Raw genomic sequence first — 26,997 nt, 5'->3', positions numbered from 1 at the left:
ACACTATGTCTTACAAGCGGGTGTCTCATACGTGGGTGACGGCCAGCGACGGTGTCCGCCTCTCGGTCCGGGTGACCGGTGTCGACGACGCGCCCACGGTGGTGCTCGTCCACGGTTACCCGGACAACGGCTCCATGTGGGACGGCGTCGCAGCCCTGCTCGAATCACGTTTCCGGGTCGTCGTCTACGACGTCCGGGGCGCGGGTCGCTCGGACAAGCCTTCGGGACGCAAGTCCTACAAGTTGGACCAGTTGTCCAGTGACCTCGCCTCGGTGATCGACGAGGTCCAGCCCGAGGGCAAGGTCCACCTGCTCGCGCACGACTGGGGCTCCATCCAGACCTGGCATTCGGTCACCGGCGACAGGCTGCGCGGACGGCTCGCGTCGTTCACGTCGATCTCCGGGCCGAGCCTCGATCATGCCGGCGCGTGGTTCCGCGCGCAGGTGCGCCCGAGCCCGAAGCGGCTCAAGAACGCGCTCGTCCAGTGGGCGCACTCGACCTACATCCTCGGCTTCCAGATTCCCTTGATCCCGCAGCTGTTGTGGCGCACCGGGGCGATGGGCGCGCTCATCGGCCGGATGGACCCGGCGGCCGCCGCACCCTCCACTTCGGACGGCGTGCACGGCCTCAACCTCTACCGCGCCAACATGTTCACGCGCCTCTCCCGGCCGCAGCCGCGTAACGCCGAGATTCCCGTCCAGGTGCTCGCGCCCACCGGCGACAAGTTCGTCACCACGCCGCTGCAGACCGAGGTCGACCGCTGGGCACCGGACCTCCGGGTCCGCCGGATCGTCGGCACGCACTGGGTGCCCCGCGAGAAGCCACAGGTGATCGCGAACGCCACCGCGGAGCTGATCGACCACGTCGAGGGCGGCGACGAAAGCCGTGCGCTCAAGCAAGCCCGCGGTTCGGGGGGATTCGCGAACAAGCTCGTCGTGGTCACCGGGGCGGGCAGCGGGATCGGCCGCGCGACGGCGCTCGCGTTCGCGGCCAAGGGCGCCGACCTCGTCATCACCGACATCAACGGCTCGGCCGCCGCGGACACCGCGAAACTCCTGCGGGACCAGGGCGTCACCGTCGGCGAGTACACAGTGGACTCCTCCGACGCCGAAGCGGTCGCGAAGTTCGCCCAGCGGGTCAAGGAAGAGTTCGGGGTTCCGGACATCGTCGTGAACAACGCGGGTATCGGCCTGTCCGGCCCGTTCCTCGACACGTCGCTCGAGGACTGGGAACGCGTCATCGACGTGAACCTGTGGGGCGTCATCCACGGCTGCCGCGTCTTCGCCGAGCAGATGCGGGATCGCGCGGAAGGCGGCCAGATCGTCAACGTCGCCTCGGCCGCCGCCTATCTGCCTTCGAAGATCCTTTCCGCCTACGCCACCACGAAATCCGCCGTGCTGACGCTGAGCGTGTGCCTGCGCGCGGAACTCGCCGCCGAGAACATCGGCGTCACCGCGATCTGCCCCGGCATCGTGAACACCAACATCACCAGCACCACGAGGTTCGTGGGGGTCGACGACATCGAGCAGAAGCGGCGCCAGAAGTCGAGCAGCAAGCTGTACGCGAAGCGCGGTTTCGGCCCGGAAAAGGTCGCGCGTGACATCCTGCGCGCGGTCGAAAAGGACAAGGCGATCCAACCGTCGACGCCGGAAGCCAAGGCCGCGCTCGTCCTTTCCCGGCTCACCCCCGGACTGCTGCGGGCCACGGCGAAACTGGACATCACCCCGTGACGACCGCCAGACGTCCTCGCCGGATGTCACCCCAGGCGCGCCGCGAGGACCTGATCCGCGCCGCGCTGGACCTGTTCGGCTCGCGGGCGCCCGAACTCGTCACGGTCGACGACATCATCGCGGTCGCCGAGGTCTCGCGGCCGCTCTTCTACCGGTACTTTTCGAGCCTGCGGGAACTGCAGGTCGAGGCGCTGAAGACGGTCACCGAAGGGCTCATCGACGGCCTCGCCGGGCTTGAGGAAGGCCCGCCCGAGACGCGGCTGCGGGCCGCCGTCCGCGGGCTGATCGACGTCGCCGACCACTACCGCGCGGGGTATGTCGCTTTGCTGCGCAGTGGTTCGGTGATCGCGACGTCCGAGACCGACGCGGCGATCGACGAGGTCCGCAACCGCGCCGTGGAGCTCATCCTCGACGCGCTGGGAGTGTCGGAGCCCTCGCCTATGCTCCTGCTGACTTTGCGGTGCTGGACCGCCGTCGTCGAAGGCGCGCTGCTGAGCTGGCTGCAGGAGCGCGCCGTACCGCGGGAGGCCCTCGACGGCTGGCTGGTCGATCAGCTGACGGCCATGCTCGCGACGACCGCCGCGCACGATTCTTCGGTCCCGGAGACGCTATGAACGGCCCGTTACTTGCAAAATTTGCAAGTAACGGGCCGTTCATTGCACGCGCTAGGCCTGCTTCGCGACCAGGTCCCAGCCTTCGACCTCTTCCGGCTGACGCGGCTCAGGGCCGACGTACTTGGCCGAGGGGCGCACGAGGCGACCGGTCTTCTTCTGCTCCAGGATGTGCGCGGCCCAGCCGGCGGTGCGGGCCGAGCTGAACATCGCGGGCATCATATGCGGCGGCACCTGGGCGAAGTCCAGGATCACGGCCGCCCAGAACTCGACGTTGGTCTCGATCGGGTGGTCCGGACGCCGCTCGCGCAGTTCCTTCAGCGCGACCTGCTCCAGCTCCGCGGCCGCTTCGTAGCGGGAAGCACCGAGCTCCTGGCAGGTGCGGCGCAGCACGCGCGCCCGCGGGTCCTCGGCGCGGTACACGCGGTGCCCGAAGCCCATCATGCGTTCCTTGCGGTCCAGGATGCCCTTGACCAGGCCGACCGCGTCGCCGGTCTTCTCGACCTCTTCGATCATCGGCAGCACCCGCGCCGGCGCGCCGCCGTGCAGCGGGCCCGACATGGCGCCGATCGCGCCGGACAGGGCCGCGGCGACGTCGGCGCCGGTCGAGGCGATGACGCGGGCGGTGAAGGTCGACGCGTTGAGACCGTGTTCGGCGGCCGACACCCAATAGGCGTCGATGGCCTTGACGTGGGCCGGGTCGGGCTCGCCGCGCCAGCGGACCATGAACCGCTCGGTGATCGACTTCGCCTCGTCGACCCGCGTCTGCGGGACCGCGGGCTGCCCGATGCCGCGGGCGGACTGCGCGACGTAGGAAAGCGCCATCACCGACGCGCGGGCCAGCTGGTCGCGGGCCTCTTCGTCGCTGATGTCGAGCAGCGGCCGGTAGCCCCAGATGGGGGCGAGCATGGCGAGCGCGGCCTGGACGTCGACCCGGACGTCGCCGGTGTGCACCGGCAGCGGGAACGGCTCGGCGGGCGGTAGCCCATGGCCGAACTGCCCGTCTACGAGAAGACCCCAGACGTCACCGAAGGTCACCTTGCCGGCGAGGTCCTCGATGTCGACACCGCGATAGCGCAGCGCGCCACCGTCACGGTCGGGCTCGGCGATTTCGGTCCGGAAGGCGACGACGCCTTCGAGACCCGGTCGGAAACCGTCGTCGACCTGGTCGGACGGCTGATTGGTGCTGATCGTGGAGGCACTCACTGTGGTGAAACCTTTCGATGCGCATTCCCCGGCTTTGTGTTTCACGCGTGGACGGGATACACGCAGCGAAGGCGCGCCTCATCGCACGGATGGACAAACCTTGCTCCTCGTGAGGGCCAGGGGCAATCGAAAGATGTGGTGGTTTCGGTCACGATTACGAGAACGATTCAGTGAAAACAGCCTTCGTACGCGAAGAGTTACGGCTGCGTTCACTTTGCGTGTACCGGCGCGGAGGTAAATCCTGTGTTTCGAGAACCGGCGCCGCGTGGTTTCCGGTGATAGACCTTTCCCATGCACTTGAGCCCCCAGGAGCGGGACAAACTGCTCATCCACGTCGCGGCGGACGTAGCTCGCAAACGCCTGGAACGCGGGGTCCTCCTGAACTACCCGGAGGCGGTCGCGCTGATCACCGATCACGTCCTCGAAGGGGCGCGTGACGGCCGGACGGTGAGCGAACTCGTCTCCAGTGGCCGTTCGGTGCTCTCCAGGGCCCAAGTGCTCGAAGGCGTGCCGGAAATGGTCGATTCGGTCCAGGTCGAAGCCACTTTCCCGGACGGCACGAAGCTCGTCACCGTGCACGACCCGATCGTCTAGAAGGGGGACGGGTGCGCCCAGGAGAGATCATCACCGGCGACGAACCGGTCGAACTGAATCCCGGCAGGCCGAGGATCAGGCTGCTCGTGCGGAACCTCGGCGACCGGCCCGTCCAGGTCGGTTCGCACTACCATTTCGCGGCGGTCAATCCAGGACTCGAATTCGACCGCGAAGCCGCGCGCGGGCACCGGCTCGACGTACCCGCCGGAACGTCCGTGCGGTTCGAACCGGGCGTCGAACGGGAAGTCGACCTCGTCCCGCTGGCCGGGAACCGTCAAGTGCCCGGATTGCGCGAGGAGTCCTGATGCCGTCGATCGATCGCGAGCGTTACGCCGAACTCTTCGGCCCGACGACCGGCGACCGGATCCGCCTGGCGGACACCGATCTGCTCATCGAGGTCACCGAAGACCGCAGTATGGGGCCGTCCGGCAGCGGGGACGAAGTCCTGTTCGGCGGCGGCAAGGTGATCCGCGAATCCATGGGCCAGGGGATGGCGACGCGGGCCGAAGGCGCGCCGGACCTCATCATCACCGGCGCGGTGATCCTGGACCACTGGGGCATCGTCAAGGCCGACGTCGGCGTCCGTGACGGCCGGATCGTCGGCATCGGCAAGGCGGGCAACCCGGACACGATGGACGGCGTCGATCCGGCGCTGGTCGTCGGGCCGTCGACGGAAGTGTTGTCCGGTAACGGGAAGATCCTCACCGCGGGCGGGATCGACTGCCACGTCCACTTCATCTGCCCGCAGTTGACGGATACGGCGCTGGCGTCCGGACTCACCACGCTGGTCGGCGGTGGCACCGGGCCTGTCGAGGGCAGCAAGGCCACCACGGTCACGCCCGGCGCGTGGAACCTCGGCCGGATGCTACAGGCGATGGACGGCCAGCCGGTCAACGTCCTGTTGCTGGGCAAGGGGAACACGGTCCGCCACGACGCGCTGCGTGAACAACTGGCCGCCGGCGCGGGCGGCTTCAAACTGCACGAGGACTGGGGCAGCACCCCGGCCGCGATCGACGCCTGCCTCACCGTGGCCGACGAATCCGGTGTCCAGGTGGCGATCCACACCGACACCCTGAACGAGGCCGGTTTCCTGGAGTCCACTGTGGACGCCATTCGCGGCCGGTCGATCAACGCCTACCACACCGAAGGCGCGGGAGGCGGGCACGCACCCGACATCATCCGGGTCGCCGGGCTGGCCAACATCCTGCCGTCGTCCACGAACCCGACACGTCCGCACACCGCGAACACCCTCGACGAGCACCTCGACATGCTCGTCGTCTGCCACCATCTCAATCCGTCCGTGCCCGAGGACCTGGCGTTCGCCGAAAGCCGGATCAGGCCGACGACGATCGCGGCCGAGGACGTCCTCCACGACCTCGGCGCGATCTCGATGATGAGCTCGGATTCGCAGGCGATGGGCCGGATCGGCGAGGTGATCATCCGGACCTGGCAGACGGCGCACGTGATGAAACGCCGGCGCGGCGCACTGCCCGGCGACGGGGCGGCGGACAACCTGCGGGCTCGTCGCTATGTCGCCAAATACACCATCAATCCGGCGATCGCGCACGGGATGGAACGCGAGATCGGTTCGGTGGAGATCGGGAAACTCGCCGATCTCGTGCTGTGGGAACCGAAGTTCTTCGGAGTCCGGCCGCATGTCGTGCTCAAGGGCGGGTTCGGCGCGTGGGCGGCGATGGGCGACGCGAACGCGTCCATCCCGACGCCACAGCCGGTGCTCGCGCGGCCGATGTTCGGCGCGGCACCGGCCGTCGCCGCCGCGAGCAGCTTCCATTTCGTGGCGCCGGAAGCCCTGGAAAACGGAGTCGCGGAGCGGTTCGGCATCACGCGGAAACTGGTGCCGATCTCGAACACCCGATCCCGCGGCAAGGCCGACATGGTGCTCAACGACGCGACGCCGGACATCCGGGTGGAGCCGGACAGTTTCGCCGTGCACGTCGACGGCGAGCTGATCGAACCGCGGCCGGTGACGGAACTGCCCATGGCGCAGAGGTATTTCCTTTTCTGATGGACCTCTCCGCGCTCATCCTCGCCGACTCCCGGTTCCCCGGGGGCGGCCACGTCCATTCCGGCGGACTCGAAGAAGCCGTCGCCCGGAAGCTGATCACGCACGAACGCGACCTGCCCGGATTCCTCTCCGGCCGGTTGCGGACGGCGGGTTCGCTGGCCGCGGTGTTCGCCGCGGCCTCGGCGCACGCGGCCGCTCGCGGCGTCCGAAACGGACACTGGCGGCGGCTCGATCTCGAACTCGACGCCCGGACACCTTCGCTCGCGCAGCGGGACGCTTCCCGTGCGCAAGGGCGGGGGACGGCGAGGGCGGGTAAGGCGGCGTGGCCGTCTCCGGTGCTTTCCCAGCTGCTGAAGGAAACACCGCGACCGCATCATCCGGTGATCGTCGGTGCGCTGGTCGGAGTGCCGTTCGACGCGGCGATGGCGGTGGCCTACCTCGCGATCAGCGGACCCGCGAGCGCGGCCGTCCGGCTGCTCGGCCTCGATCCCTTCACCGTCAACGCCGTCGTGGCAAGGCTTTCCGCCGAAGTCCGGGACGTCTCCCTGCGCGCCGCCGCGGTCGCGGGCGACGATCCGGCCGATCTCCCGGCGCCCGGATCCCCGGCGCTCGATCTGTTCGCCGAGGCACACGCCCGGCATCACAAGGAAGAGGTGCGTCTCTTTGCCAGCTGAGCATGGCCACGGACACGGTCACGTCCACCCGGTCAACTTCGACCCGACGGCCGCGGAGCCCGATCACTACGAGCAGGCGCCGACCGCGGGCCGCGCGTACCGGATCGGCATCGGCGGGCCGGTGGGCAGCGGGAAGACCGCGCTCACCGCCGCGCTGTGCCGCGCGCTCGGCGACGAGGTGAACCTCGCCGTCGTCACCAACGACATCTACACCACCGAGGACGCGGACTTCCTGCGCAAGGCGGGCGTGCTCGACCCGGAACGGATCGAGGCCGTGCAGACCGGCGCTTGCCCGCACACCGCGATCCGCGACGACATCACCGCGAACCTCGACGCCGTCGAGCGGCTGGAGGAACGATTCCCGGGCTTGGACCTGGTGATCATCGAAAGCGGCGGCGACAATCTCACGGCGGTGTTCAGCCGGGGACTGGCCGACAGCCAGGTCTTCGTGGTCGACGTCGCGGGCGGCGACAAGGTGCCGCGCAAGGGCGGGCCGGGTGTCACCACGGCCGATCTGCTCGTGATCAACAAGATCGACATCGCGCATCTGGTCGGCGCGGACATGGACGTGATGACCTCGGACGCGCACCGCATGCGGGGCGAGCTACCGGTGATCACCCAGTCCCTTGTGGACACCCCGAACGCGCCCGACGTCGCCGCCTGGGTCCGCTCGCTGCTCCCGGTCCGCGCGGGGTGAAGGCGCACGCGCGGCTGACCGCCTGCTTCGAAGGCGGCCGGACCGTACTGCGTGAGCTGCGTTCGATGGCGCCGCTCACGCTGCTCCCCAAACGGGGCACGCGGGGGACGGCGATCGTGCACCTGGTCAACTCGGCGACGTCACCGCTGGGCGGCGACGAGCTGAAGCTGACCATCCGCGTCGGCCCGGGTGCTTCGCTGCGGCTCTCCGGTGTCGCGGCGACGATCGCGCTCCCGGGTCCGCACGGGGAGGGAAGTTCGTCCCTTGTGGACGTTCTCGTAGAGTCCGGCGGTTCGCTTGAGTATCTGCCGGAGCCGACCGTCGTGACAGCCCGGGCCCGGCACTCCGCGGTGCTTCGGGCCGCTTTGGCGCCGGACGCCTACTTGCACACGCGGGAGGTGCTGGTGCTCGGGCGCGCGGGCGAGCGGCCCGGTTCGCTGGTGACCACGCAGCACGTCACGCGGGGCGAAGTGCCGTTACTGCGGCAGACGCTGGAGATCGGGGACTCCACTTTGGACTCCAGCCTCGCGCATCTGGCCGGACGGAGGGTGCTGGCCACCGATCTGGTGGTCGGCGGTCCCTCACTCCCCGAAGCCTCCGGGGAGTGGTGGTCGCGGACTCCTCTCGCCGCCGGCGGAACGCTCACCACGTCGCTGGCGGCCGACGCCGTGACCGCGCTGAAGCCGCTCGAAATTCCGTGAAGGCCTCCTTCCCTACCCTGAAGGTAGTGAAGGAGGCCTTCACGGACCGACTCCCCGTCAGAACTTGGTGCCCAGCCAGGTCATCGCGACCGGACCGCCGGCCGAGACGCCGCCGATGTGTTCCAGCAGCGGGAATTCCTGCCAGGTGACGTCGGCGCCGAGGGCGCGGTAGCGGTCGCGCAGGCCCTTGCCGACCGACAGCGGGATCAGTTCGTCAAGCGACGCGTGGTACAGGTAGACCGGCGCGCCCGGTTTGGTCTTACCCGCCAGGTTCTCGCCGAGGCGGGCCTGCCAGCGCGGGTCGGACGAGACGTTCGGAACGGTGGTGAAGTCGTTCAGCCGCGCGAAAGGAGCCGCAGCGCCGAGTTCGACGACACACGCTTCCTTGACCTTCGCGACAGCCTTCACGCCCTTCGCGTTCAGCACGTCGTTGAACGGTAGTTCGGGGTACGCCGTCGAGTAACCGACAGCGGCGCCGAGCACCAGGCCGAACGCCGCTCCGCCGTCGTTGAACTTCAGGACCGCGTTCAGATCCGCCGGGACACCGCCTTCAGCGACGCCGACCAAGTTGACGTCCGGCGCGTAGGAGGGCTGCAGTTCGCCGGCGAACGCCGCGGCCTGACCTCCTTGGGAGTACCCGAAAACGCCGACCGGGCCGGTCTTCGACAGGCCCGCTTCGGGAACCCGGGCGGCGGCGCGGGCGGCGTCGAGGACGGCCCGGCCTTCGGACTGGCCGACGGCGTAGGTGTGCGTGCCCGGCGTGCCGAGGCCTTCGTAGTCCGTCACGACGACGGCCCAGCCCCGCGAAAGGGCCTGGCTCATCAGGAGGACTTCGTTCTCGGAGCCGTTCGTGAGCCGGGTCGACGGCGCGCAGCGGTCGCCGAGGCCGTGTGTGCCGACGGCGTAGCTGACCAGTGGGCGCGGGCCCTTCGTCCACGGGGTGGGCGGGACCAGCAGGATGCCCGACACCGTGTTCGGCTGCCCGGTCGCCGAGGTCGAGCGGTAGGTGAGTTTCCAGGCCTTCGCCGGGGCGGTGGCGATGACCTGCTTGTAGTCGACCAGGTCCCCGGGCGCGCTCGGGGCGGCCTGCGCGGCGGGAGCGCCGATCAAGGCGGCTGCTAGGGCTGAGACCAGAACTGTCCGAAGCACCGTTGCCTCCAGTTTGGTAATTAAGATTTTCGCAATGTAGGGGGTGTTGGTAGCCTCTGGCAATCCCTAGTACCGAATCGGGGGAGGTCGAGTGGCCCGCACGTACGGCGGGGTCGCACCCGAGCAGAGACGCGCCGAACGGCGTGAACGCCTGCTCACCGCGGCCCTGGACCTGTTCACCTCGACGGGCTACCAGCAGGCGAAGATCACTGAGTTGTGCACGCGCGCCGGAGTATCGACGCGGAACTTCTACGAGGAGTTCGAGGGCAAGGAGCAGGTGCTGCTCACCCTGCACGAGCGCATCAACGCCCTCGCGCTGGAGCACGTCACCGGCACACTCGAACGGCTGGAGGACGCCGACGCGGTCACCCGGATCGGGACCCTGCTGGACGTCTTCGTCGCCACCGTGACGTCGGATCCGCGGATGCCGCGGCTGAACTACGTCGAAGCGGTCGGCGTCAGCGCCGCTTTGGAGGCGCAGCATCAGGAATGGGTCGACCGGTGGGCCGCGTTCATCGAGACCGAGGCCCGGCACGCCGCCCAGCACGGCGTCGCGCCGGACCGCGACTATCACCTGACCGCGATCGCGCTCGTCGGCGCCGCGACCGGGCTGCTGCGGGAGTGGCAGGCGCATACGCCGCCGCTCCCCGTCGCCGACGTCGCGGCGGAACTCCGCGCCCTGATGCTCGCCGCCATCACCCGGCCCACTTGACCCGCGTTTAGTCCTCTAAATGCGGTATATGCGCGTGCAAGGACCGCATTCAGAGGACTGAACGCGTCAGGAGGCGGCGGACGCCCGCCGGAAGGTGTTGTGCAGGACCGCGAGCAGCGCGTCCCGGACCGACAGCTTCTGCCGCGCGTCGAAGGTGATCAGCGGGACGTCCTCGCCCACCGCGAGCGCCCAGCGCACGTCTTCGAGGTCGTGCTTGAGGGAACCGTCGAACACGTTCACCCCGACCACGAACGGCAGCCCGGCCTTTTCGAAGTAGTCGACGGCCGGATAGCAGTCGTCGAGCCGCCGGGTGTCGACGATGACGAGCGCGCCGAGCGCGCCCAGCACCAGGTCGTGCCACATGAAGCCGAACCTGTCCTGACCCGGCGTGCCGAAGAGGTACAGCTTCACCTCTTCGTCGATGGTGATGCAGCCGAAGTCCAGCGCCACCGTGGTGGTGGTCTTGGACGGCACTTCACCGCCGGTATGGTCGACGGCCGCGCCGGTCGAGGTCATCGCGGCCTCGGTGGTCAGCGGTTTGATCTCCGAGATCGCCCCGACGGTGGTCGTCTTGCCGACCCCGAACCCGCCGGCGATGACGATCTTGACCGGTGTCGGCGGCTTGGCCGACGCCGGTTCAGCGAATTGCTTCGAGTCCACGAATGACCCTTTCGATCATGCCGAGGTCCTGGGAGAGGGCTCCGGCCGGACGGCGGAGCACGACGTAGCCGAGTGCGGCGAGGTCCGCCACGAGCACCCTGGCCACGCCGATGTGCAGGCCGAGCATCGCCGCCACTTCGGCGACGGATTTCGTTTCCCGGCAAAGGGAAACGATCTCGCGTCGCTCGAAGGTCAGCCTCGCCTGCGACGCCGCGCCGAGCCTGCTCGTGAGCACCTGCGCCTCGATTTCGAGCGTGCCGTCCACCGGTTGCGCGCGGCCGGCGGTCAGCAGATACGGGCGCAGCGGCGAGATGCCCTGATCGCCCCCTCTCGGCTGGGGCACCTGGTCGTCGCTCATTGCCTTATCCCCTCATCCTTTTCAGCTGCCGACGCTCTTCTTGAGTTCCTCGATCAGCGCGGGGGTGAGCACCTCGGTGGCGCGGTTGGCGAACATCGCCATCTCGTAGGCGATCGTGCCGAGGCTGGCCTGCTTCGTGGCGAGCACGCCGAGCGAGCAGCCGATGCTGATCGTGCAGACCAGCAGGTATCCCTGCTCCAGCTCGATGATGATCTTGTCGGGTGAACCGAGCGGGTGGCTCTCGGAGACGCCGTGGGCGAGGCCCAGCATCGCCGAACAGATCGCGGCCAGCCGGTCGGCGTTCGCGCGTTCCAGCTCGGACGACATCGCGATCAGCAGGCCGTCGGCCGACACGGCGATCGCACCCATCGCGGCCGCCGTGTTCTGTGCGAAGCGCGTCACCAACCAGTTGAAGTTCCGGGCTTCGACGCTGACTCCGGTCGTCATCTCTTGCTCTTCTCTCTCTGTTCCATCGCCGGGTTGACGGCTTTCTCCAACCCGTCACTGAAGGCGTCGAACGCGGCACGCTCGGCCTCGGGGTCACGCATGCCCTTGGGCTTGGTCGTGTTCAGGGTCGCCCGCGCGGTCTGGTGCCGCGCACCGGGTCCCTTCGCCAGTCCCGGTGCGAGTTGGGCGCCGGGGACCCGGCGGGTGAGGCCGCCGCGCGAGGCGGCGGGCACCGGGGTCGGGGTCGGCATGGGCATCGGGGCAGGCATCGGGTTGCCCGCGGGTGGGGTCGCCGGTGGCGGCGGGGCTTGCGGCGGCACGGTGTTCTTAGGGGACCCGGTTTTCTGGGGAGGTGCCGTGGCCTTCGCGAGTCCCGCTTCGAATCCGTCGAAGGCCGCCTTGGCCGCTTCGGGATCATGCCTGGACTTCTGCCGGGACGGTGCTTCGGGGGCACCGGGAAGCTGGGCGCCCTTGACCCGCCGCCGAAGTCCGCCGCGGGTCTCCCCAGCGCCTGCGGTCAGCGTCGGGGCGGGTGGGGCGGGGGCAGGAGCAGGGGCTTCGTAAACGGGTTCGGGTATCGGAGTGGGTTCCGGCATCGGCATCGGCTCCGCGATCTCACGGTCGGTCTTGCGGAACCACCGGAAATCCTTGGGGGGCTGGCCGTCGCGCGGGATCATCCCGGTGATCGCCAGTGTCGGCAGTTCGCGTGCGGAAGCCTTCTCCCGCGGCTTGGGTCGCTGCTGCTGCTGCTGCGGCGGCAGGGCGGGGGCGGGCTCGTCGCCCGGTTCCGCCGTCGGCCACACCGGCGGTGCCGGGACGGACTTCGGCGCGGGCTGCCGGTAGGTCAGCAGATTCGGCGGGACGACGATCCGGGCGGTGATGCCCGCTGTCGGCTCGGTCTCGGTCAGCTCGACCTTGAGGCCGTGCCGCCGCGCGAGCCGCCCGACCACGAACAGGCCGAGCACACTGGTCGGCGCCAGTTCGAGCCGCTCGCGTTCGACCAGCCGCCGGTTCTCCTCGGCCAGCCGTTCCTCGGTCATCCCGATGCCCTGGTCGACGATCACGATCAGGCAGGAGCCGTCGGGCAGCACCTTCGTTCCGACGTCCACAAAGGACTCCGGAGGGGAGAACGACGTCGCGTTCTCCAGCAGCTCGGCGAAGATCAGCACGAGATCCGAGCCGAACGGCGACGACAGCAGGACATCGCCCATCGAGCCGAGCCGGACCCGTTGGTATTCCTCGATCTCCGCGAGCGCCGAACGCAGCGCCGTCGACAGCTCGATCGGACCGGAGATCCGCGCCTCGTCCCGGTTTCCCGAGACGACGAGGAGGTTGTCCGCGTTCCGCCGCAGACGCGTGGAGAGGTGGTCGAGCCGGTAGAGGCTCGCCAGCAGGGCGACGTCCTGTTCGTTGCGCTCCAGTTCGTCGACCAGCGCCAGCTGCCTGCCCACCAGGTTCTGCGTGCGCTTCGCGACGTTGGCGAACATCATGCCGACGTTGCGCCGCGTGACGGCCTGCCGTTCCACCAGTTCGGCCGCGGTGGCCTGCACCCGGTTGAACGCCTCGGCCAGTTTCCCGAGTTCGTCCTGGGAGTTCACGTCGATGGTGGCAAGGCGTGGCGCGAGTTCTTCGGCCTGCTCGGTGTCGGTGACGCGGACCAGTTCGGTACTCGCGAGGTCGGCGACCGACGTCGCCGCGGTGGTCAGCTTGCGCAGCGGATCCGCGATCGACCGGCTGACCGCGATAGCGAGACCACCGACCAGCAGGAACAGCACACCGGCGCCGATACCGATGGTCCACGCGAGGTTCTGCGCGGCGTCGGCTCGTGCGGCCGCCGCGTCGGTGATGCCGGTGGTGACCTCGTCCTGGGCGAGCCGTCGCTGGTTCGACTGGGCTTCGACCGCGCCGAGGATGTCCGGCAGCAACGCCTGGATGGCGATCGGTGTCCGCGCCTGCGGGAGTTTGGCCTCCAGCGCGTCGACCCGGCGGCCGGTCTCACCCTGGTCGACCGCGACGACCTGCGTGGCCTGGGTGACGTCGGCCTGCTGCACGAACCGTTCGAGGAACAGCGAAGCCTGTTGTTTCGCGTCGGCCAGCACCGGCTCACCGGACTCCGGGTTGGCCAGCACGATGATCAACGCCATACCGCGCAACGAGTTCTCCTCGTTCGCGCGCAGCAGGGCGTCGAGCGCGGTCAGCTGCCGGGTGCCCTCCGCGTCACTGGTCTGCTGCGGTACCAGGCGAAGCGAGTTGATGACCGCGTCGATCACCGCGTGATACGTCCGCGCCACGCTGTCCAGCGAGGCCCCGCGCCGGAGCGCGTTCGCCCGGATCTCGTCCAGCGAACCGATCCGGACCAGGGCGGCCGAAAGTTCTTCCGGCGCGTCGGAGGGCAGCTGTGAACGCACCTGGTTCACCGTCTCCGCGACGACGCTCTGCTGCTTCAGCATCGCCGCGCTGCCTGCCGACGACGACGCGATGTAGTGCGCCGTCAGCAGCCGTTCCCGCTGTAGTTCCCACGCCAGCGTGCCCAGCGAGCGGGCCTGCGACGCGACGTCGGCGGTCGTACGGGCGGACCGAGCGTCGTCGATTTCCCCGGCGACGTAGGGCACCGACACCAGCACCACGGCGGTCAACGGCAACATCAGGAGCAGATTGAGCTTGCCCCGGATGCCGAGTCTGCCGAGTAGCCCGGAACGCGGCCCGCGTTCCGGCCGGGTCTTCCCGTGCCTCATGGTCACCTTTCTCCTCAACTCCGCCCGAGATGTCCGCGGTGCTGCTCCCGGACGAGGTCTTCGATGGACGCGCGCAGCGCGAGGAACTCCGGCGACCGCTTGACCGCGAGGTCGCGCTCACCGGGAAGGTCGACCGCGATGTCGGCGGCGATCCGGCCCGGATCCGAGGCGAGCACCACGACCCGACGGCCGAGGAACACGGCCTCCTCGACGTCGTGGGTCACCATCAGCACGGTCGTGCCGGTGTCGGTCCAGATCTGGCGGATCAGGACCTGCATGTCCTCTTTGGTCTGGACGTCCAGCGCGCCGAAAGGTTCGTCCAGCAACAGCACGTCGGGCTCGCAAGCCAGCGCCCGCGCGATCGCGACCCGCTGCTTCTGCCCGCCGGAAAGCTGTTTGGGCAACGATTTCCGCAGCCCGGCGAGCCCGGTCTCTTCGAGGTACCAGTCGACGCGGCGAGCGCGTTCGGCCTTGTCCAGGCTCAGCAGTTCGAGCCCGAACGCGACGTTGCTCTCCACCGTGCGCCACGGATACAGCGCCCCGTGCTGGAACACCAGGCCCCGATCCGGGCCTGGACCGGTGACCGCCTCGTCGTCGAGGGTGATCAGGCCCTCGGACGGTTCGGTCAGTCCCGCGATCAGCGAGAGCAGGGTCGACTTGCCGGAGCCGCTCGCGCCGACGACGCAGACGAAGTCGCCGCGCGTGACGTCCAGGTCGATCCCGTCGAGTGCCCGGGTGGTCTTGCCGCGGACCGTGTAGTCCTTGGCGACGGCCTTCAGCCGGAGGGTCATACCGCCCACTTCCCGACGCGCGTCCGCAGGAGCCGCAGCGCGATGTCGATGATCAGGCCGAGCAGGCCGATCACGATCAGCAGCGCGAAGATCCGGTCGGTCTGGGTGAACCGCTGCGCGCGCATGATCCGCAGGCCCAGTCCGGCGGTGGCGTTGATCAGTTCGGCGACCACCACGAAGTTCCACGCGGCCGCGGCGTTGACGCGGGTCGCGTCGATCATGCCGGGCAGCGCGTGCGGCACGATCACCTTGCGCAGCACCTCGCCGCGCCGAGCGCCGAGCGTGTAGGACACGTCGATCAGCGAACGCGGCACCCCGCGCACGGCGTCGGCCGTCATCAGCGTGTTGAAGAAGACCGTGCCGAGGAACAGGACCGCGACCTTCGACGGCTCGCCGAGGCCGAGCCAGATCATCAGCAGCGGGATGAACGCGCTCGCCGGCAGGTAGCGCAGCATCGCGATGACCGGTTCGAACAGCGCCAGCCCGGCGTTGAACGTCCCCATCACGATGCCGAGCGGCACCGAGACGATCACCGCGAGCCCGAAGCCGAGCAGCACCCGCTGCGTGGTGGCCCAGAGGTCGCTGAACAGTTCGCCCGACTCGATCATCTTGAGCAGGGCGTCGAACACGGCGACCGGCGTCGGCAGGAACGTGGGGTTGACGACGCCCAGCGCGTTCAGCGTCACCCAGATCAGCAGCGGGATCGCGAACGACAGCACCGCCAGCGTCCACCGCCAGCGCGTGGAGATCGGCGTCCGGAGCGAGAACAGCGGGGACGCGTTCGGCTTGAGACCGGCCCGCCGGGGCAGCGGCGACCAGTCCGGTCGCGCGCCGCCCTGACGCCGGTTTTCCTGCGCTTCGGCGAGGCGCTGTTCGTCGTCGAGGCGCAGCGCCTCCGCCTCGTCGCCCGCCGTCGTCCGCCGCGCGGCCTGGCGCGCCGAGTCGGTGGTGCTCACGGCACCGACTTGACGTACTGGTCGTCGAACAGCCCGTCGAAGTTGGGCCGCGTCTGCGCGAGACCGTTGGACACGATGAAGTCGGCGATCTTGCCCGCCTGGAAGTTCAGGTGTGCGGGGGTGACGCCCGGGGTGAACGCGTCGAGGTTCTGCTGCTTGGTGAAGATCGTGGTGCCGGCGTCGTAGGTCTTGTACTCGTCGATCGAGACGGCCCCGCGCTTCGACATGATCTGGACGGCCTCGTCCTTGTTGGCCTTGATCCAGGCCACCGTCTCGAACCAGGTGTTGACCAGCGACTGGACCTCCTTCTTGCGCTCCTTCGACAGCTTTTCGGAGACGACGAGGTGGTCCGGGATGGCGCCGGGGAACTCGGCCGACGTCGCGACCGCGCGGCTGCCGGGGCGCTGCAGCGCCGTCGTGGTGAACGGGGCGAACGCGGCGACGGCGTCGACCTGCCCGCCGACGAACGCGGCCGCGGCGGCGTCGGTCAGCAGCGGGACGAGTTCGATGTCCTTCTCGGTCAGCTTCGCCTCCTGCAGCGCGAGCAGCAGCAGGTAGTGGTCGACGGTGCCCTGCTCGACGGCGACCTTCTTGCCCTTGAGGTCCGCGACGCCGGAGATCCCCTCACGGGCGATGATCTTGTCGTTGCCGGTCGAGTTGTCGTTGACCAGCACCACCGACAGCTTCGCGCCACCGCTGACCGAGGCGAGGGTGTCGTTGAGGGTCTGGCTGTTGGCGTCGATCGCCCCGGAGGAAAGCGCGTTGATGCTTTCGGTGTAACTGTCGAACCACTTCAGATCGACGTTCACGCCGTTCTTCTCGAAAAGGCCTTTTTCCTGCGCCACCGCCCACGGGAACCAGCCCGGCCAGGCGCTGTAACCGATGGTGATCTTGCTGCCGGACGCGGCCGTGCTGTCGGAACAAGCCGAAAGGGCTGTCACACCGGCCAGGGAAATGGCACACAACAACGCCGTCATGAGACGGCGGGAAAGGGAAATCACAACGCACTCCTGGGGAAGGGGAGTAACACGGGAGTAGAAGTTCCGGCGGCTCGAGCGCAGGAGTGATCGACCGGTGTCGAACTCCCTGGCGGAAGCCTTGCCGGCAATATCGGATGGATCGCCCGCACACCCGGCCGGCCCACCCTTGACCTCTAAACACTCTGTATAGAGGTGATCACCCCGTTGCCCTCGGCGGCGATCCTATCGAGGGGCGCAAGGTCTACATAGTGTGATGATCAGCTCTTGCACGAATTCCTGTCACAATGCGCTAAATCCGGAGCCGTTTCGCCCCATCGGGCGGGGTCTCTCCGGCCGGGCAACCGCAGGTGTGGCGGCGCGCGTCCGCTGGGTGGCGGGTGAAATCTTCGCCCGCATCCTGGAGGGAGAAGAGGATGAAGATTCGCGCAGTCGCGTTGTGCGCCGCAGGGGCCGCGCTCGTGTCCACGATGCTCGGAGCGGGGCAGGCGAACGCGACCAGACCGTCCAGTCTGGTCGTCGGTCCGGCCGTCGTCGTCGCAGGTGGGACGGTGACCGCGGACATCTACTGCCTGCGTCCGTCGGGTGCCGGCGAGCTCGCGACCACACTCGCCGCGGACGGTCTCGCGGCGCCGATTCCCTTGCGGGTAGTGGGAGACGGCGGCACCGGCGGCATCGGTGTCGCGTTGCGAGGGGACGGTCCAGTGGGGACGGTGCCGGGCCGGTACACGGCGACGTACGACTGCTGGGGCTGGATTGTTCGCGCGGAGTTCACTGTCACGAACTGACAGCGCAAGACCGGAGAAGCGGCCTGCGCCGTGTCTCACGGCTTGGACGTCGGCAGTGTCGGCAGTGTTGGCATCGGCAGGTCGACCGGACCGGCCGTCTGGCACAGGTCGTGGCAGGTCGCGTCGAGTGTGCAGCAGAGCGAGCAGATCGCTCCGGACTGTTTCGCGCAGTCGGCGATGTCGGGCAGTTCGAACTCGTCCTGGCACACCGTGCAGATATGTGTCGCGCGAAGTTCTTCCGGGGATAATTTCTGTCGAATGACAGAATTAGGGCGCGCCAGATAGGTGCGCCCCTTGGTCGCGACGGCGAGGGCCGGAACGAGCACCATCGCGATGACGAGCGCGAGCAGTGGACTGAATGCCGCGAGGAATTGTCCGAAAGCGCCGAAATAGGCGATGATGGAAATAGTGGAAGCGACGACCATCGATCCGAAACCGACCGGATTGATCTTCGGGAGATAGGCTCGTTTGAATTCGATGTACCTCGGCGAGAGGCCGAGCGGTTTCACGATCACCAGATCCGCGCAGACCGCGCCTATCCAGGCGATTGCCACGTTCGAGTAGAACCCGAGAATCTTGTTCAGGAAGCCGAAGGCGCCGAATTCCATCAGGGCGAGCGCGATTCCGCAGTTCACCAGGACGTACCAGACCCGGCCCGGATGCCGGTGCAGGACGCGGGAAAAGAAGTTGGCGAACGACAGCGAACCGGAATAGGCGTTCGTGGTGTTGATCTTGATCTGGCTGACCACGACGAACAGGGCGGCGAAGGTCAGGGCGGCCGGACCCAGCGCCGGCTCGACCGCCTCCAGGTAGGGCGCGATCGGCTCCAGCGCGTGCGTCTTCCCGACCACGCCGAGGGCGAGGAAGGCCAGCAGCGCGCCGCCGATCTGCTTCGCGGCGCCGAGCACCACCCAGCCGGGACCGGCCGCCAGGACCGCGCCCCACCAGGCACGTTTGTTCGAGTCCGTCTTCTGGGGCATGAACCGGAGGTAGTCCGCCTGCTCGCCGATCTGCCCGATGAGCGACAGCGCGACACCCATGCCGAAGCCGAACCCGATGGCCGAGAAGCCCGATCCGGCGCCCTCGGTCCCGCCGAACGACGCGAACTCGGCGAACTTGCCCGGCTCGCGGACGGCGATCACCACGAACGGGAGGACCAGCCCGGCGATCCACAGCGGCTGCGTCCAGGCCTGCATCTTCGCGACCGCGCCCATCCCGTACAGCGCGAACGGCAGGACGATCAGCGTCGAGAGCAGATAGCCGACCGGCAGCGGGATGCCCATCGCCAGCTCGAAGGCCTGCGCCATGATCGAGCCTTCGAGGGAGAAGAAGATGACGGTGAAGCTCGCGTACACGAGCGACGTCAGCGTCGAGCCGAAGTAGCCGAAGCCCGCTCCGCGGGTCAGCAGGTCCATGTCGACGCCGTACTTCGCGCACGCGTGCGCGATGGGGACGCCGGTCACGAAGATGACCAGGGCCGCCGCGAGGATCGCGAGGACGCCCGAGGTGAACCCGTAGGAGAGGACGATGCTGGCGCCGATCGCGAAGTCGGCGAGGTAGGCGATCCCGCCCAGCGCCGTCGTCGCGACGACGAACGGCGACCAGCGGCGGAACGAGTGCGGGGCGAAGCGGAGTGAGTAGTCCTCACGGTTCTCGTTGGCGGCGAGCGGGGCGTAGGTGCGATTCGGCGGTGCGGTTTCCGGGGATCCCGTGGTGGGCAGCGTGCCGGTCATGAACCTGCCTCCGTGGTGGTGGGACGGGGACGGTCTGGGAGCACGCCGACGGTAGGACCGGCCTTTATCGATCAGGGTCCGGCAGGTAACCGGGGGGTAACGGCTTGCGGTCCAGCGGTTACACGCTGATGACCGGAACGGGGTGGCGGGAGTCACCGTTCAGTGGGTTTCGCCGCCGCCTTCTAGGCAATACCGTCGGCGGCAAAGCCGAAGAAATGGCCCTGACCGGGTACGGAGGTTTGGCGGATGATGCCGGAGATCAAGGATGGTGCGGCCGAAAACGGCGACGCCGTCGTACGTCTGCCTGGAATGAGGGTCGCCTACGAAGGCGCCGCCTTCGACGAGTCCGCGCTGGCGGAGACCTGGACCGCGCAGCTGCAGGACTGGCTGAACCAGGCCGTCTCCGCGGGGATCGCCGAACCGAACGCTATGGTGCTCGCCACCGCCGACCCGGAGGGCAGGCCGTCCTCCCGGACCGTCCTGTGCAAGGGCCTCGACGAGCGCGGCGTCGTCTTCTATACGAACTACACGTCGACGAAGAGCCACGACCTCACCGCGACGCGCTACGCGTCGATCACCTTCCCCTGGTACCCGCTGCAGCGTCAGGTCCACGTGCGCGGCGAGGTCGAGAAGGTCAACGTCGCCGAGACCGCCGAGTACTGGGCGTCCCGCCCCCGAGGTTCGCAGCTCGGGGCCTGGGCCTCGCCGCAGTCCCGCGTCGTCGACGGCCGCCGTGCGCTGGAGACCGCGCTTCACGGCATCGAGCGCCGCTTCGCCGACGTCGAGAACATCCCGTTCCCGCCGCATTGGGGTGGCTGGCGCATCCGTCCCGACTTCGTCGAGTTCTGGCAGGGCCGTGAGGACCGCATGCACGACCGGCTCCGCTACGTCCGCACCGACGACGGCTGGCAGATCGAGCGCGTCGCCCCGTGATCAGACGGACGGCACGCGTGATCAGACGGACGGCGAGGTGTCGTCCGTTCAATCACGCTTGCCGTCCGTTCAATCACGGGTAACGGCCCGTGGAAGGTCGGCGGTGACGTAAATCGCGCGCTTTTGGTTAGTTAGCGCGGCTAAGCTGTCTGGTTGTGAGTGATGACGTGGGGGTCGAACAGCGCAAAGGTGCCCGGAAGCTGTTCGGCTCGATCGTCGTCGACACCAGGCCGCTCAAGATCCCCGCGTTCCGGCGCCTTTGGATGTCCACCGCGGTCACCGCCGTCGGCACCCAGCTCACCGCGGTCGCGGTCCCGAAACAGGTCTTCGACCTCACCGGCTCCTCGGCGTACGTCGGCCTGACCGGCCTGGTCGCGCTGATCCCGCTGCTCGTCTTCGGTCTCTGGGGCGGCGCCATCGCGGACGCCGTCGACCGCCGCAAGCTCCTCCTCGTCACCAACGTCGGCGTCACCGTCACCTCGGCGGTGCTGTGGCTGCAGGCGTTCCTCGACATCGGCTCGGTCTGGCTCGTCCTCGTCCTGCTGGCGGTCAACCAGGCGTTCTTCGCGATCAACATGCCGACCCGCGGCGCCGTCGTCGCCCGGCTGGTCCCGGACAACCTGATCGCCCCCGCGACCGCGCTGAGCAGCACGATGGCCACCTTCGGCGCGGTCTTCGGCCCGCTGCTCGCCGGTTCGCTGATCCCGGTCCTCGGCCTGTCGACGCTGTACTTGATCGACGTCATCGCCCTCACCGTGACGCTTTACGCGGTCTGGAAGCTGCCCCCGATCCCGCCGCTCGGCGAGATCGCGCGGCGCGCCGGGATCCGCGACATCATCGACGGCTTCAAGTACCTGGCGACGCAGAAGATCCTGCTGGCCTCGTTCCTCGTCGACATCATCGCGATGGTCGCGGGCATGCCGCGCGCGCTGATCCCGGAGATGGCCGAGCGCACCTTCGGCGACCCGCCCGGCGGCGGTCCGGCACTGGGCTGGCTCTACGCCGCGCTCCCCGCGGGCGCCATGCTGATCGGTCTCTTCTCCGGCTGGCTGACGAGGATCCGGAAGCAGGGCGTCGGCGTGATCGTCTCGATCTGCGTCTGGGGCGCCGCCATCGTCGGCTTCGGGCTCGCGCAGTCGCTGTGGCTCGCCGTCTTCTTCATGGCGCTCGCCGGCGCCGCCGACATGGTCAGCGCGATCTACCGCATGTCGATCCTCCAGGTCGCCACCACCGACGAGATGCGCGGACGGCTCCAGGGCGTGTTCACCGTCGTCGTCGCGGGCGGGCCGCGGATCGCCGACCTCACCCACGGCTGGGCCGCCGCGGGCGTGGGCACCGCCGCCGCGGCTTCCGGCGGCGGGGTGCTGGTCATCGTGCTGGTCGTCGCCGCGGCGCTGCTGATCCCCTCGTTCTGGCGGTACCGGGCCCCGGTGGACTGACCGGCCGGGGCTATCGTCGGCCCCATGCGTATTTCACGGGCGATCGTCTTGTCCGCCGCTGTCATCGCGACCGTCACCGCCTGCTCGTCCGGGGATCAGAAGTCGGACGACGCGGCCAAGCCGGAGAGCCAGGCTCCCGCCCCGTCCTCGTCCGCCGCGCCGAGCTCTTCGGCCGCTCCCACCGGTGGTGCCGGTTCGAAGGAGCCGTGCGCGCTGCTGCCCGCCGAGGCCGTCGCGAAGGCGATTTCCATCCAGGGCATCACTTCGGCGCCGGGACCGGTGCAGGACAACGCCGCCAACGGCGGCAAGGCCAAGAGCTGCGTGTACTCGGCCGCCGGCAAGCAGGTCGGCGCGCTCGCGGTGACCCGCTTCGAGGGCAACCCGATCAAGCCCGCGGAGATGGTCGCGGCGCTGAAGAAGGCGAAGCCGGGCTCGACGGACGTCGCCGGTGTCGGCGAGGGCGCCATCTACTACGTCGACGAGAACAAGACCGCGACGCTGGCCGCCGCCGAGATGTCGGGCGACGTCCCGGTACTGGTCAACTACACCGGTCCGGTCAAGATGACGCGGGACATGATGACCCCGCTCGTGAAGACCGCCGTCGACGCCAACTGATCGACTTACCCAAAAGCGGGCTACGCCAACCCGTGACGAAGAACTGACCAAATCGGACTGTCGGTCACAGACGTGATGCGGCACACTCTTGCCGCATGGCGGACACAACTACAACCGAACAGACGGGTTCGGGGCAGCCGAGCCTGAAGCGGGTGATGGGCTCCAAGCTCCTCCTGTTCTTCGTGGTCGGCGACATCATCGGTACCGGGGTCTACGCGCTCACCGGGCAGGTGGCCGGCCGGGTGGGCGGCGCGCTGTGGCTGCCGTTCCTGATCGCTTTCGTGGTCGCGATCATGACCGCGTTCAGTTACCTGGAACTGGTGGGCAAGTACCCGCAGGCGGCGGGTGCGGCGCTTTACACGCACAAGGCGTTCAAGATCCGCTTCCTCACCTTCATGGTGGCGTTCGCGGTGATGTGCTCGGGGGTCACGTCGGCCTCGTCCGCGGCGAAAGCCTTCGGGGACACCTATCTCGCCGAGTTCATCACCGCGCCGATGCCGCTGGTGGCGATCCTGTTCGTGATCGGGCTGGCGCTGATCAACTTCCGCGGGGTCTCCGAATCGGTGAAGACCAACGTGGTGCTGACCTGCATCGAGATCGGCGGCCTGCTGATCATCATCGGGGTCGGTGTGTGGGCGGTGCTGAACGGCAACGGGGACGCGTCGCGGCTGGTCGAGTTCGACACCGAGAACCAGACGATGCTGGTGGCGATCACCTCGGCGACGTCGCTGGCGTTCTTCGCGATGGTCGGTTTCGAGGACTCGGTGAACATGGCCGAGGAGTGCAAGGACCCGATCCGGATCTTCCCGAAGGCGATGCTGTGGGGCATGGTCATCGCCGCGACCATCTACATCCTGGTCTCCGTGACCTCTTCGCTGCTGGTGCCGGCCGACGATCTGGAGGCCGCCAAGAGCAGCGCGCTGCTGAAGGTGCTGGACGTCGGGGCCCCCGGGTTCCCGCGTGAGGTCTTCTCCGCGATCGGTCTCTTCGCGGTCATCAACTCGGCACTGATCAACATGCTGATGGCCAGCCGTCTGCTCTACGGCATGGCGAATCAGCGGATCATCCCGAAGCAGCTGGGTACGGTGCACCCGTTCCGCCGCAGCCCGTGGGTGGCGATCGTGTTCACCAGCGTCATCGCCATCGGCCTCGTGTCCTTTGTGGACATCAGTGTGCTCGGCGGTACGACGGCGTTGTTGCTGCTGGCGGTCTTCGCCATCGTCAACGTCTCGGTGTTGGTGTTGCGCAAGGAGAAGTCGGCGCACAAGCATTTCAAGGCGCCGACGATCATCCCGGTGCTGGCCGCGATCTTCTGTCTCTACCTGGTGACGCCGTTGTCCGGGCGGCCCGCGCGCGACTACAAGGTCGCCGCGATCCTGCTCGGCGTCGGCATCGTGCTGTGGGGGATCAACTGGCTCGTCATGCGGGCCACACACAGCGAGGAGGACCGGCAGCCCATCGAGCCGCCGGTCGGCTGACCTCTTCGCTCAACCGCGACTGAGCGCCTGGTACTCCACCGGGCTGTGGGCCGAGAACACGGTGACCTCGTCGGCGTGTTCTCGGCTCAGCTCACGCAGCCGCTCGACGTTCTCCAGCCGCGGCTTGCGCAGCGTCTGCACCATGTTCTGGAACGCCGTCATCCCCGGCGGGCAGTGTGGTTTCACCGGATCCATCTGACCGTGGAAGAAGTACGCGTCGCCCGCGTGCAGCAGCCAGCCGTCGCCGGTGTCGACCGCGACCCCCGTATGGCCCTTGGTGTGGCCCGCGAGCGGGACCAGCAGGATCTCCGACGGCAGCCCCTTCAGCTCGCGGACCGCCTGGAAGCCGAACCACTCGTCGCCGGCCTCGTCGTACTTGCTCCACAGTGGACGGTGGGCGAACTGGTTGGCGCGGAAGCGGAGTTTCTCGCTCGCGTTGCCCGGCGCCGTCGCCGCGTCGTGCTCCTCCGCACGAACGTGCACGACGGCGCTCGGGAAGTCCGCGAGCCCGCCCGCGTGGTCGACGTCGAGATGCGTGCAGATGATGTGCCGCACATCCTCCAGCTTGTGGCCGAGCGCCTCGACCTGATGCGCCGCCGTCTCGATCTCGACCGGTTTCGCCCCGACCATCTTCGTGAACGGTCCGCCGAGCCACGCGCTCGGCCGAGCCACGCCCTGACGGCCGAATCCAGTGTCCACCAGCACGAGCCCGTCGCCGGTCTCGATGAGCAGGCAGTGCGCCACCAGCTCCGAACGCCGCAGCAGACCCGGCTGGCCGTCGAGGAACTTGCCTCCCGGAGCGCGCATCGTGCCGCAGTTCAGGTGGTGGACCTTCATATCCTGCTCCTCTGGCTGAACCGCTCGAAGGCGGTGACGTCGTGCGCCGCGAAGACCGACACTTCGTCACCGTTGTTACTGACAAGTTCGCGCAGCCGGCGCTGGTTGTCCAGTCGGGCCGTTTTTTCCGTCTGCATGTACGACTCGAAGAAGCCCAGGGCGAAGGGGACGCGCGGCTTCTGCTCGAGTTCGCCACCGTGGAAGACGGCGTCCCCGGCGTTGAGGAGCCAGCCGTCGCCGGTGTCGACGGCGATCCCGGCGTGTCCGCGGGTGTGCCCGGCGAGCGGGATGAGCAGGACGTCCGGAACGCCTTCGAGCTCGCGGACGGCGTCGAAACCGAACCACGGCTCGCCGTCGGCGCGGTAGGACTTCCAGTTCGGACCGTGGCTGAACTGGACCTTCCGGTAGCGGCTCGCCTCCTTGCGGTCGATGGGGTTCTCGAGGGCTTGGAGCTCGCGGGCGTGGACGTGGACCCGGGCCCGCGGGAAGTCGACGAGCCCGCCCGCGTGGTCGAGGTCGAGGTGGGTCAGCACGATGTCGCGTACGTCGGCCGGGTCGAAGCCGAGTTTCCGGATCTGGGTGGTGGCGCTGAGATCGTCGTCGCTGTCGGGGTGGACCAGGCGCACGAACCCGGCGCCGAGCCAGTCCGCCGGCCGGGTCACCGTCGGGGTGCCGACGCCGGTCTCGACGAGCACGAGCCCGGTGTCCGTCTCCAGCAGGAGGCAGTGGCAGACCAGTTCCGCGCGGCGGAACAGGCCCGGCCTGCCGTCGACGAGCCTGCCGCCGACGGGTCGCAGGGTGCCGCAATTGAGGTGGTGGACGCGCATCAGGACAGCTCCCGTTCGAGGGTGGCACGGAGGTGCGGGGCGATCGCGCGCAGCGGCGCGGTGTCGTGCAACGTCTTGGCGAGCAACAGCCCGCCCTCGACGGCGGCGAGGACGATGGTCGCCAGCTCGTCGGCCTTTTCGCTGTTCAGCGCCCTGGCGATGAGGGTGTGCCAGGAGGTGTAGCCGTCGGCGCAGGCCTGGCGGATCGTCTCGCTCTCACCCGACGCGTCGAGTGCGACCGTCGCGAGTGGACACCCGCGCTGGAAGTCCGACTCGTCGAGCGAGGTCGCGAGGGCGTCGACGACGTTCTCGATACCGGTGATGACGTCCGGGGAATTCGCGACGACCGTGCGCAAGGTGTCGCACAACCGCTCCGCGGACTGCCGGATGGCCTCGGCGGCCAGCTGTTCCTTGCCGCCGGGGAAGTGGAAGTAGAGCGAACCCTTGGGGGCGCCACCGGCGGCGACGAGCTGGTTGAGGCCGGTGGCGTGATACCCCTGCTTGTGGAAGAGCTCGGCGGCGGAATCGAGCATGCGCTGCCGGGTGTCGGTACGGCGGACCATGCGGCCGACTGTAGCCCAAACTATGACGACCGGTCTAGTAAGTCAGGCGCAAGGGTTCGCTTCGGCGGCGGCTTTCAGGTCGCTGAGCCAGGTTTCGAGGCCCATGTCGCTGCCGGGGGCGGCTTGGGGGCCGGTGTGGCTTTCCTCGGTGCGGACGAGGACGCCGCCGTGGACCTTGGTGAAGGTCCAGACATGGACGCCGTCGATGTGGAATCCGGGGCCTTCGGCCGGTCCGGTCCAGCGCAGGCATTCGCCGTGCCGGATCTGCCGGACGGTGGAGGTGATGACCACGGGCGGCACCTCGATGGTCGCCTGGAACCGGGAGTTCTTGCGGAGTGGGCCCGGGTCCAGGCGCTCGATGGTCATGGGCGCGGCGGGTTTCTGCCAAGAGGGCCAGGCTTCGACGTCGGTCTGGAGGTTCCAGATCCTGCGCAGCGGCGCCTGGATGAAGGCTTCGGTCCGGTAGCGGGCCTTGGCGGCCGGGTCGACACCTTTGCCTTGGCAGGTAAGAGAAGTCGGCTTCGAGGATGCCTGGGCGGGGGTGGCGGTGACGCCGAGGACGCCGGCGAGGGCCAGCGGGATCGCGACCAGGGCGGTGGTCGGACGAAGGCTGAACACGAGCGCTCCTTTGGTAGTTCTAATGTTAGTTAGAAGCTATAACCAGGCGCGCGTGGCTGTCAAGGTCGCCTTGGATCGCAACCTCGTTCGTTTGGCGGCAGGGGGTGACGCAACACCGCACTCGTGTGCTCAGACCCGGATC

The 26,997-nt window shown here is 68.5% G+C and carries 28 protein-coding genes; 14 read left to right on the top strand and 14 right to left on the bottom strand.

From position 1 onward, the window contains the following. Positions 1-35: 35 nt before the first annotated feature. Together H5J31_RS08755 and H5J31_RS08750 are read left to right on the top strand one after the other, a co-directional pair. On the top strand, positions 36-1,730 hold the full coding sequence (locus H5J31_RS08755) for an SDR family oxidoreductase (protein WP_181772035.1): 1,695 nt from the start codon (positions 36-38) through the stop codon (positions 1,728-1,730). A 23-nt stretch (positions 1,731-1,753) separates the two neighbouring features. Further along, entirely contained in the window at positions 1,754-2,344 is a 591-nt protein-coding gene (locus tag H5J31_RS08750) for a TetR/AcrR family transcriptional regulator (RefSeq protein WP_181771968.1), read from the top strand. A 51-nt stretch (positions 2,345-2,395) separates the two neighbouring features. Here H5J31_RS08750 and H5J31_RS08745 read toward each other — a convergent pair whose 3' ends face one another. After that, positions 2,396-3,547: a citrate synthase 2 gene (locus tag H5J31_RS08745; protein WP_181771967.1), complete on the bottom strand. Its 1,152-nt coding sequence runs from the start codon at positions 3,545-3,547 to the stop codon at positions 2,396-2,398. A 291-nt stretch (positions 3,548-3,838) separates the two neighbouring features. Between H5J31_RS08745 and H5J31_RS08740 the strand changes: the two genes are divergently transcribed. From H5J31_RS08740 to H5J31_RS08715, 6 genes are read left to right on the top strand one after another with little or no spacing between them, the layout of a single operon-like run. Further along, entirely contained in the window at positions 3,839-4,141 is a 303-nt protein-coding gene (locus H5J31_RS08740) for an urease subunit gamma (RefSeq protein WP_181771966.1), read from the top strand. 11 nt (positions 4,142-4,152) lie between these two features. Further along, on the top strand, positions 4,153-4,446 hold the full coding sequence (locus H5J31_RS08735) for an urease subunit beta (RefSeq protein ID WP_181771965.1): 294 nt from the start codon (positions 4,153-4,155) through the stop codon (positions 4,444-4,446). Next, complete coding sequence (locus H5J31_RS08730; RefSeq protein ID WP_181771964.1) at positions 4,446-6,167, top strand: urease subunit alpha; 1,722 nt, start codon at positions 4,446-4,448, stop codon at positions 6,165-6,167. Before H5J31_RS08735 ends, H5J31_RS08730 begins: the two co-directional genes overlap by 1 nt. Next, entirely contained in the window at positions 6,167-6,841 is a 675-nt protein-coding gene (locus tag H5J31_RS08725; protein ID WP_181771963.1) for an urease accessory protein UreF, read from the top strand. The genes H5J31_RS08730 and H5J31_RS08725 overlap by 1 nt, the downstream gene beginning before the upstream one ends. Further along, positions 6,831-7,538: an urease accessory protein UreG gene (gene ureG, locus H5J31_RS08720; protein ID WP_181771962.1), complete on the top strand. Its 708-nt coding sequence runs from the start codon at positions 6,831-6,833 to the stop codon at positions 7,536-7,538. The genes H5J31_RS08725 and ureG overlap by 11 nt, the downstream gene beginning before the upstream one ends. Then, positions 7,535-8,239, top strand: coding sequence for an urease accessory protein UreD (locus tag H5J31_RS08715; protein WP_181771961.1), 705 nt, complete (start codon positions 7,535-7,537; stop codon positions 8,237-8,239). Before ureG ends, H5J31_RS08715 begins: the two co-directional genes overlap by 4 nt. Positions 8,240-8,296: 57 nt before the next feature. On the opposite strand, the gene H5J31_RS08710 is transcribed toward H5J31_RS08715, so the two are convergent. Then, positions 8,297-9,388: a lipase family protein gene (locus H5J31_RS08710; protein ID WP_181771960.1), complete on the bottom strand. Its 1,092-nt coding sequence runs from the start codon at positions 9,386-9,388 to the stop codon at positions 8,297-8,299. 91 nt (positions 9,389-9,479) lie between these two features. Here H5J31_RS08710 and H5J31_RS08705 point away from each other — a divergent pair, with 91 nt between their 5' ends. Further along, positions 9,480-10,100 (top strand): TetR/AcrR family transcriptional regulator, encoded by a 621-nt coding sequence (locus H5J31_RS08705; RefSeq protein WP_181771959.1) that lies wholly within the window; start codon positions 9,480-9,482, stop codon positions 10,098-10,100. Positions 10,101-10,166: 66 nt separating this feature from the next. Here H5J31_RS08705 and H5J31_RS08700 read toward each other — a convergent pair whose 3' ends face one another. From H5J31_RS08700 to H5J31_RS08670, 7 genes are read right to left on the bottom strand one after another with little or no spacing between them, the layout of a single operon-like run. Next, the gene (locus H5J31_RS08700; RefSeq protein ID WP_181771958.1) at positions 10,167-10,760 is read right to left on the bottom strand and encodes a GTP-binding protein; all 594 of its coding nucleotides are present in this window, start codon (positions 10,758-10,760) and stop codon (positions 10,167-10,169) included. Then, positions 10,738-11,118 (bottom strand): DUF742 domain-containing protein, encoded by a 381-nt coding sequence (locus tag H5J31_RS08695; protein ID WP_181771957.1) that lies wholly within the window; start codon positions 11,116-11,118, stop codon positions 10,738-10,740. The genes H5J31_RS08700 and H5J31_RS08695 overlap by 23 nt, the downstream gene beginning before the upstream one ends. A 21-nt stretch (positions 11,119-11,139) precedes the next feature. Further along, positions 11,140-11,565 (bottom strand): roadblock/LC7 domain-containing protein, encoded by a 426-nt coding sequence (locus H5J31_RS08690; protein WP_181771956.1) that lies wholly within the window; start codon positions 11,563-11,565, stop codon positions 11,140-11,142. Then, complete coding sequence (locus H5J31_RS08685; RefSeq protein ID WP_181772034.1) at positions 11,562-14,300, bottom strand: sensor histidine kinase; 2,739 nt, start codon at positions 14,298-14,300, stop codon at positions 11,562-11,564. Before H5J31_RS08685 ends, H5J31_RS08690 begins: the two co-directional genes overlap by 4 nt. Before the next feature lie 14 nt (positions 14,301-14,314). After that, a complete protein-coding gene (locus H5J31_RS08680) occupies positions 14,315-15,091 on the bottom strand; it encodes an ABC transporter ATP-binding protein (protein WP_181771955.1) in 777 nt (258 codons plus the stop codon). Then, a complete protein-coding gene (locus tag H5J31_RS08675; RefSeq protein WP_181771954.1) occupies positions 15,088-16,047 on the bottom strand; it encodes an ABC transporter permease in 960 nt (319 codons plus the stop codon). The genes H5J31_RS08680 and H5J31_RS08675 overlap by 4 nt, the downstream gene beginning before the upstream one ends. Then, positions 16,044-17,048, bottom strand: coding sequence for an ABC transporter substrate-binding protein (locus tag H5J31_RS08670; RefSeq protein ID WP_181771953.1), 1,005 nt, complete (start codon positions 17,046-17,048; stop codon positions 16,044-16,046). The genes H5J31_RS08675 and H5J31_RS08670 overlap by 4 nt, the downstream gene beginning before the upstream one ends. Before the next feature lie 392 nt (positions 17,049-17,440). Between H5J31_RS08670 and H5J31_RS08665 the strand changes: the two genes are divergently transcribed. Next, entirely contained in the window at positions 17,441-17,812 is a 372-nt protein-coding gene (locus H5J31_RS08665) for a hypothetical protein (RefSeq protein ID WP_181771952.1), read from the top strand. Positions 17,813-17,847: 35 nt separating this feature from the next. Here the strand turns inward: H5J31_RS08665 and H5J31_RS08660 are convergent, their stop codons facing one another. Further along, on the bottom strand, positions 17,848-19,545 hold the full coding sequence (locus tag H5J31_RS08660) for a purine-cytosine permease family protein (RefSeq protein ID WP_181771951.1): 1,698 nt from the start codon (positions 19,543-19,545) through the stop codon (positions 17,848-17,850). Positions 19,546-19,791: 246 nt separating this feature from the next. Here H5J31_RS08660 and pdxH point away from each other — a divergent pair, with 246 nt between their 5' ends. The 4 genes from pdxH (at position 19,792) to H5J31_RS08640 (ending at position 24,010) form a co-directional block, all read left to right on the top strand. Beyond that, positions 19,792-20,478 carry a pyridoxamine 5'-phosphate oxidase gene (pdxH, locus tag H5J31_RS08655; protein WP_181771950.1) on the top strand — a complete coding sequence of 229 codons (687 nt, stop codon included), beginning with the start codon at positions 19,792-19,794 and terminating at the stop codon, positions 20,476-20,478. 155 nt (positions 20,479-20,633) lie between these two features. Beyond that, complete coding sequence (locus H5J31_RS08650; RefSeq protein ID WP_181771949.1) at positions 20,634-21,917, top strand: MFS transporter; 1,284 nt, start codon at positions 20,634-20,636, stop codon at positions 21,915-21,917. A gap of 24 nt (positions 21,918-21,941) precedes the next feature. Continuing rightward, a complete protein-coding gene (locus H5J31_RS08645; protein ID WP_181771948.1) occupies positions 21,942-22,532 on the top strand; it encodes a DUF3558 family protein in 591 nt (196 codons plus the stop codon). A gap of 95 nt (positions 22,533-22,627) precedes the next feature. After that, positions 22,628-24,010 (top strand): APC family permease, encoded by a 1,383-nt coding sequence (locus H5J31_RS08640; RefSeq protein ID WP_181771947.1) that lies wholly within the window; start codon positions 22,628-22,630, stop codon positions 24,008-24,010. Between the two features lie 9 nt (positions 24,011-24,019). Here the strand turns inward: H5J31_RS08640 and H5J31_RS08635 are convergent, their stop codons facing one another. Genes H5J31_RS08635 through H5J31_RS08620 form a run of 4 tightly spaced genes read right to left on the bottom strand, consistent with a single transcriptional unit; the run spans position 24,020 to position 26,855 of the window. Then, positions 24,020-24,847, bottom strand: coding sequence for an MBL fold metallo-hydrolase (locus H5J31_RS08635; RefSeq protein WP_181771946.1), 828 nt, complete (start codon positions 24,845-24,847; stop codon positions 24,020-24,022). Then, complete coding sequence (locus tag H5J31_RS08630) at positions 24,844-25,674, bottom strand: MBL fold metallo-hydrolase (protein WP_181771945.1); 831 nt, start codon at positions 25,672-25,674, stop codon at positions 24,844-24,846. Before H5J31_RS08630 ends, H5J31_RS08635 begins: the two co-directional genes overlap by 4 nt. Beyond that, entirely contained in the window at positions 25,674-26,237 is a 564-nt protein-coding gene (locus tag H5J31_RS08625; RefSeq protein ID WP_181771944.1) for a TetR/AcrR family transcriptional regulator, read from the bottom strand. Before H5J31_RS08625 ends, H5J31_RS08630 begins: the two co-directional genes overlap by 1 nt. Positions 26,238-26,279: 42 nt before the next feature. Further along, a complete protein-coding gene (locus H5J31_RS08620; RefSeq protein ID WP_328701438.1) occupies positions 26,280-26,855 on the bottom strand; it encodes an SRPBCC family protein in 576 nt (191 codons plus the stop codon). Between the last annotated feature and the right edge of the window lie 142 nt (positions 26,856-26,997).

The organism is Amycolatopsis pittospori (genome assembly GCF_013870525.1).
Lineage (GTDB): Bacteria > Actinomycetota > Actinomycetes > Mycobacteriales > Pseudonocardiaceae > Amycolatopsis > Amycolatopsis pittospori.
The sequence above is the reverse complement of the archived record's forward strand: the minus strand, read 5'-3'. Positions and strand labels throughout refer to the sequence as shown.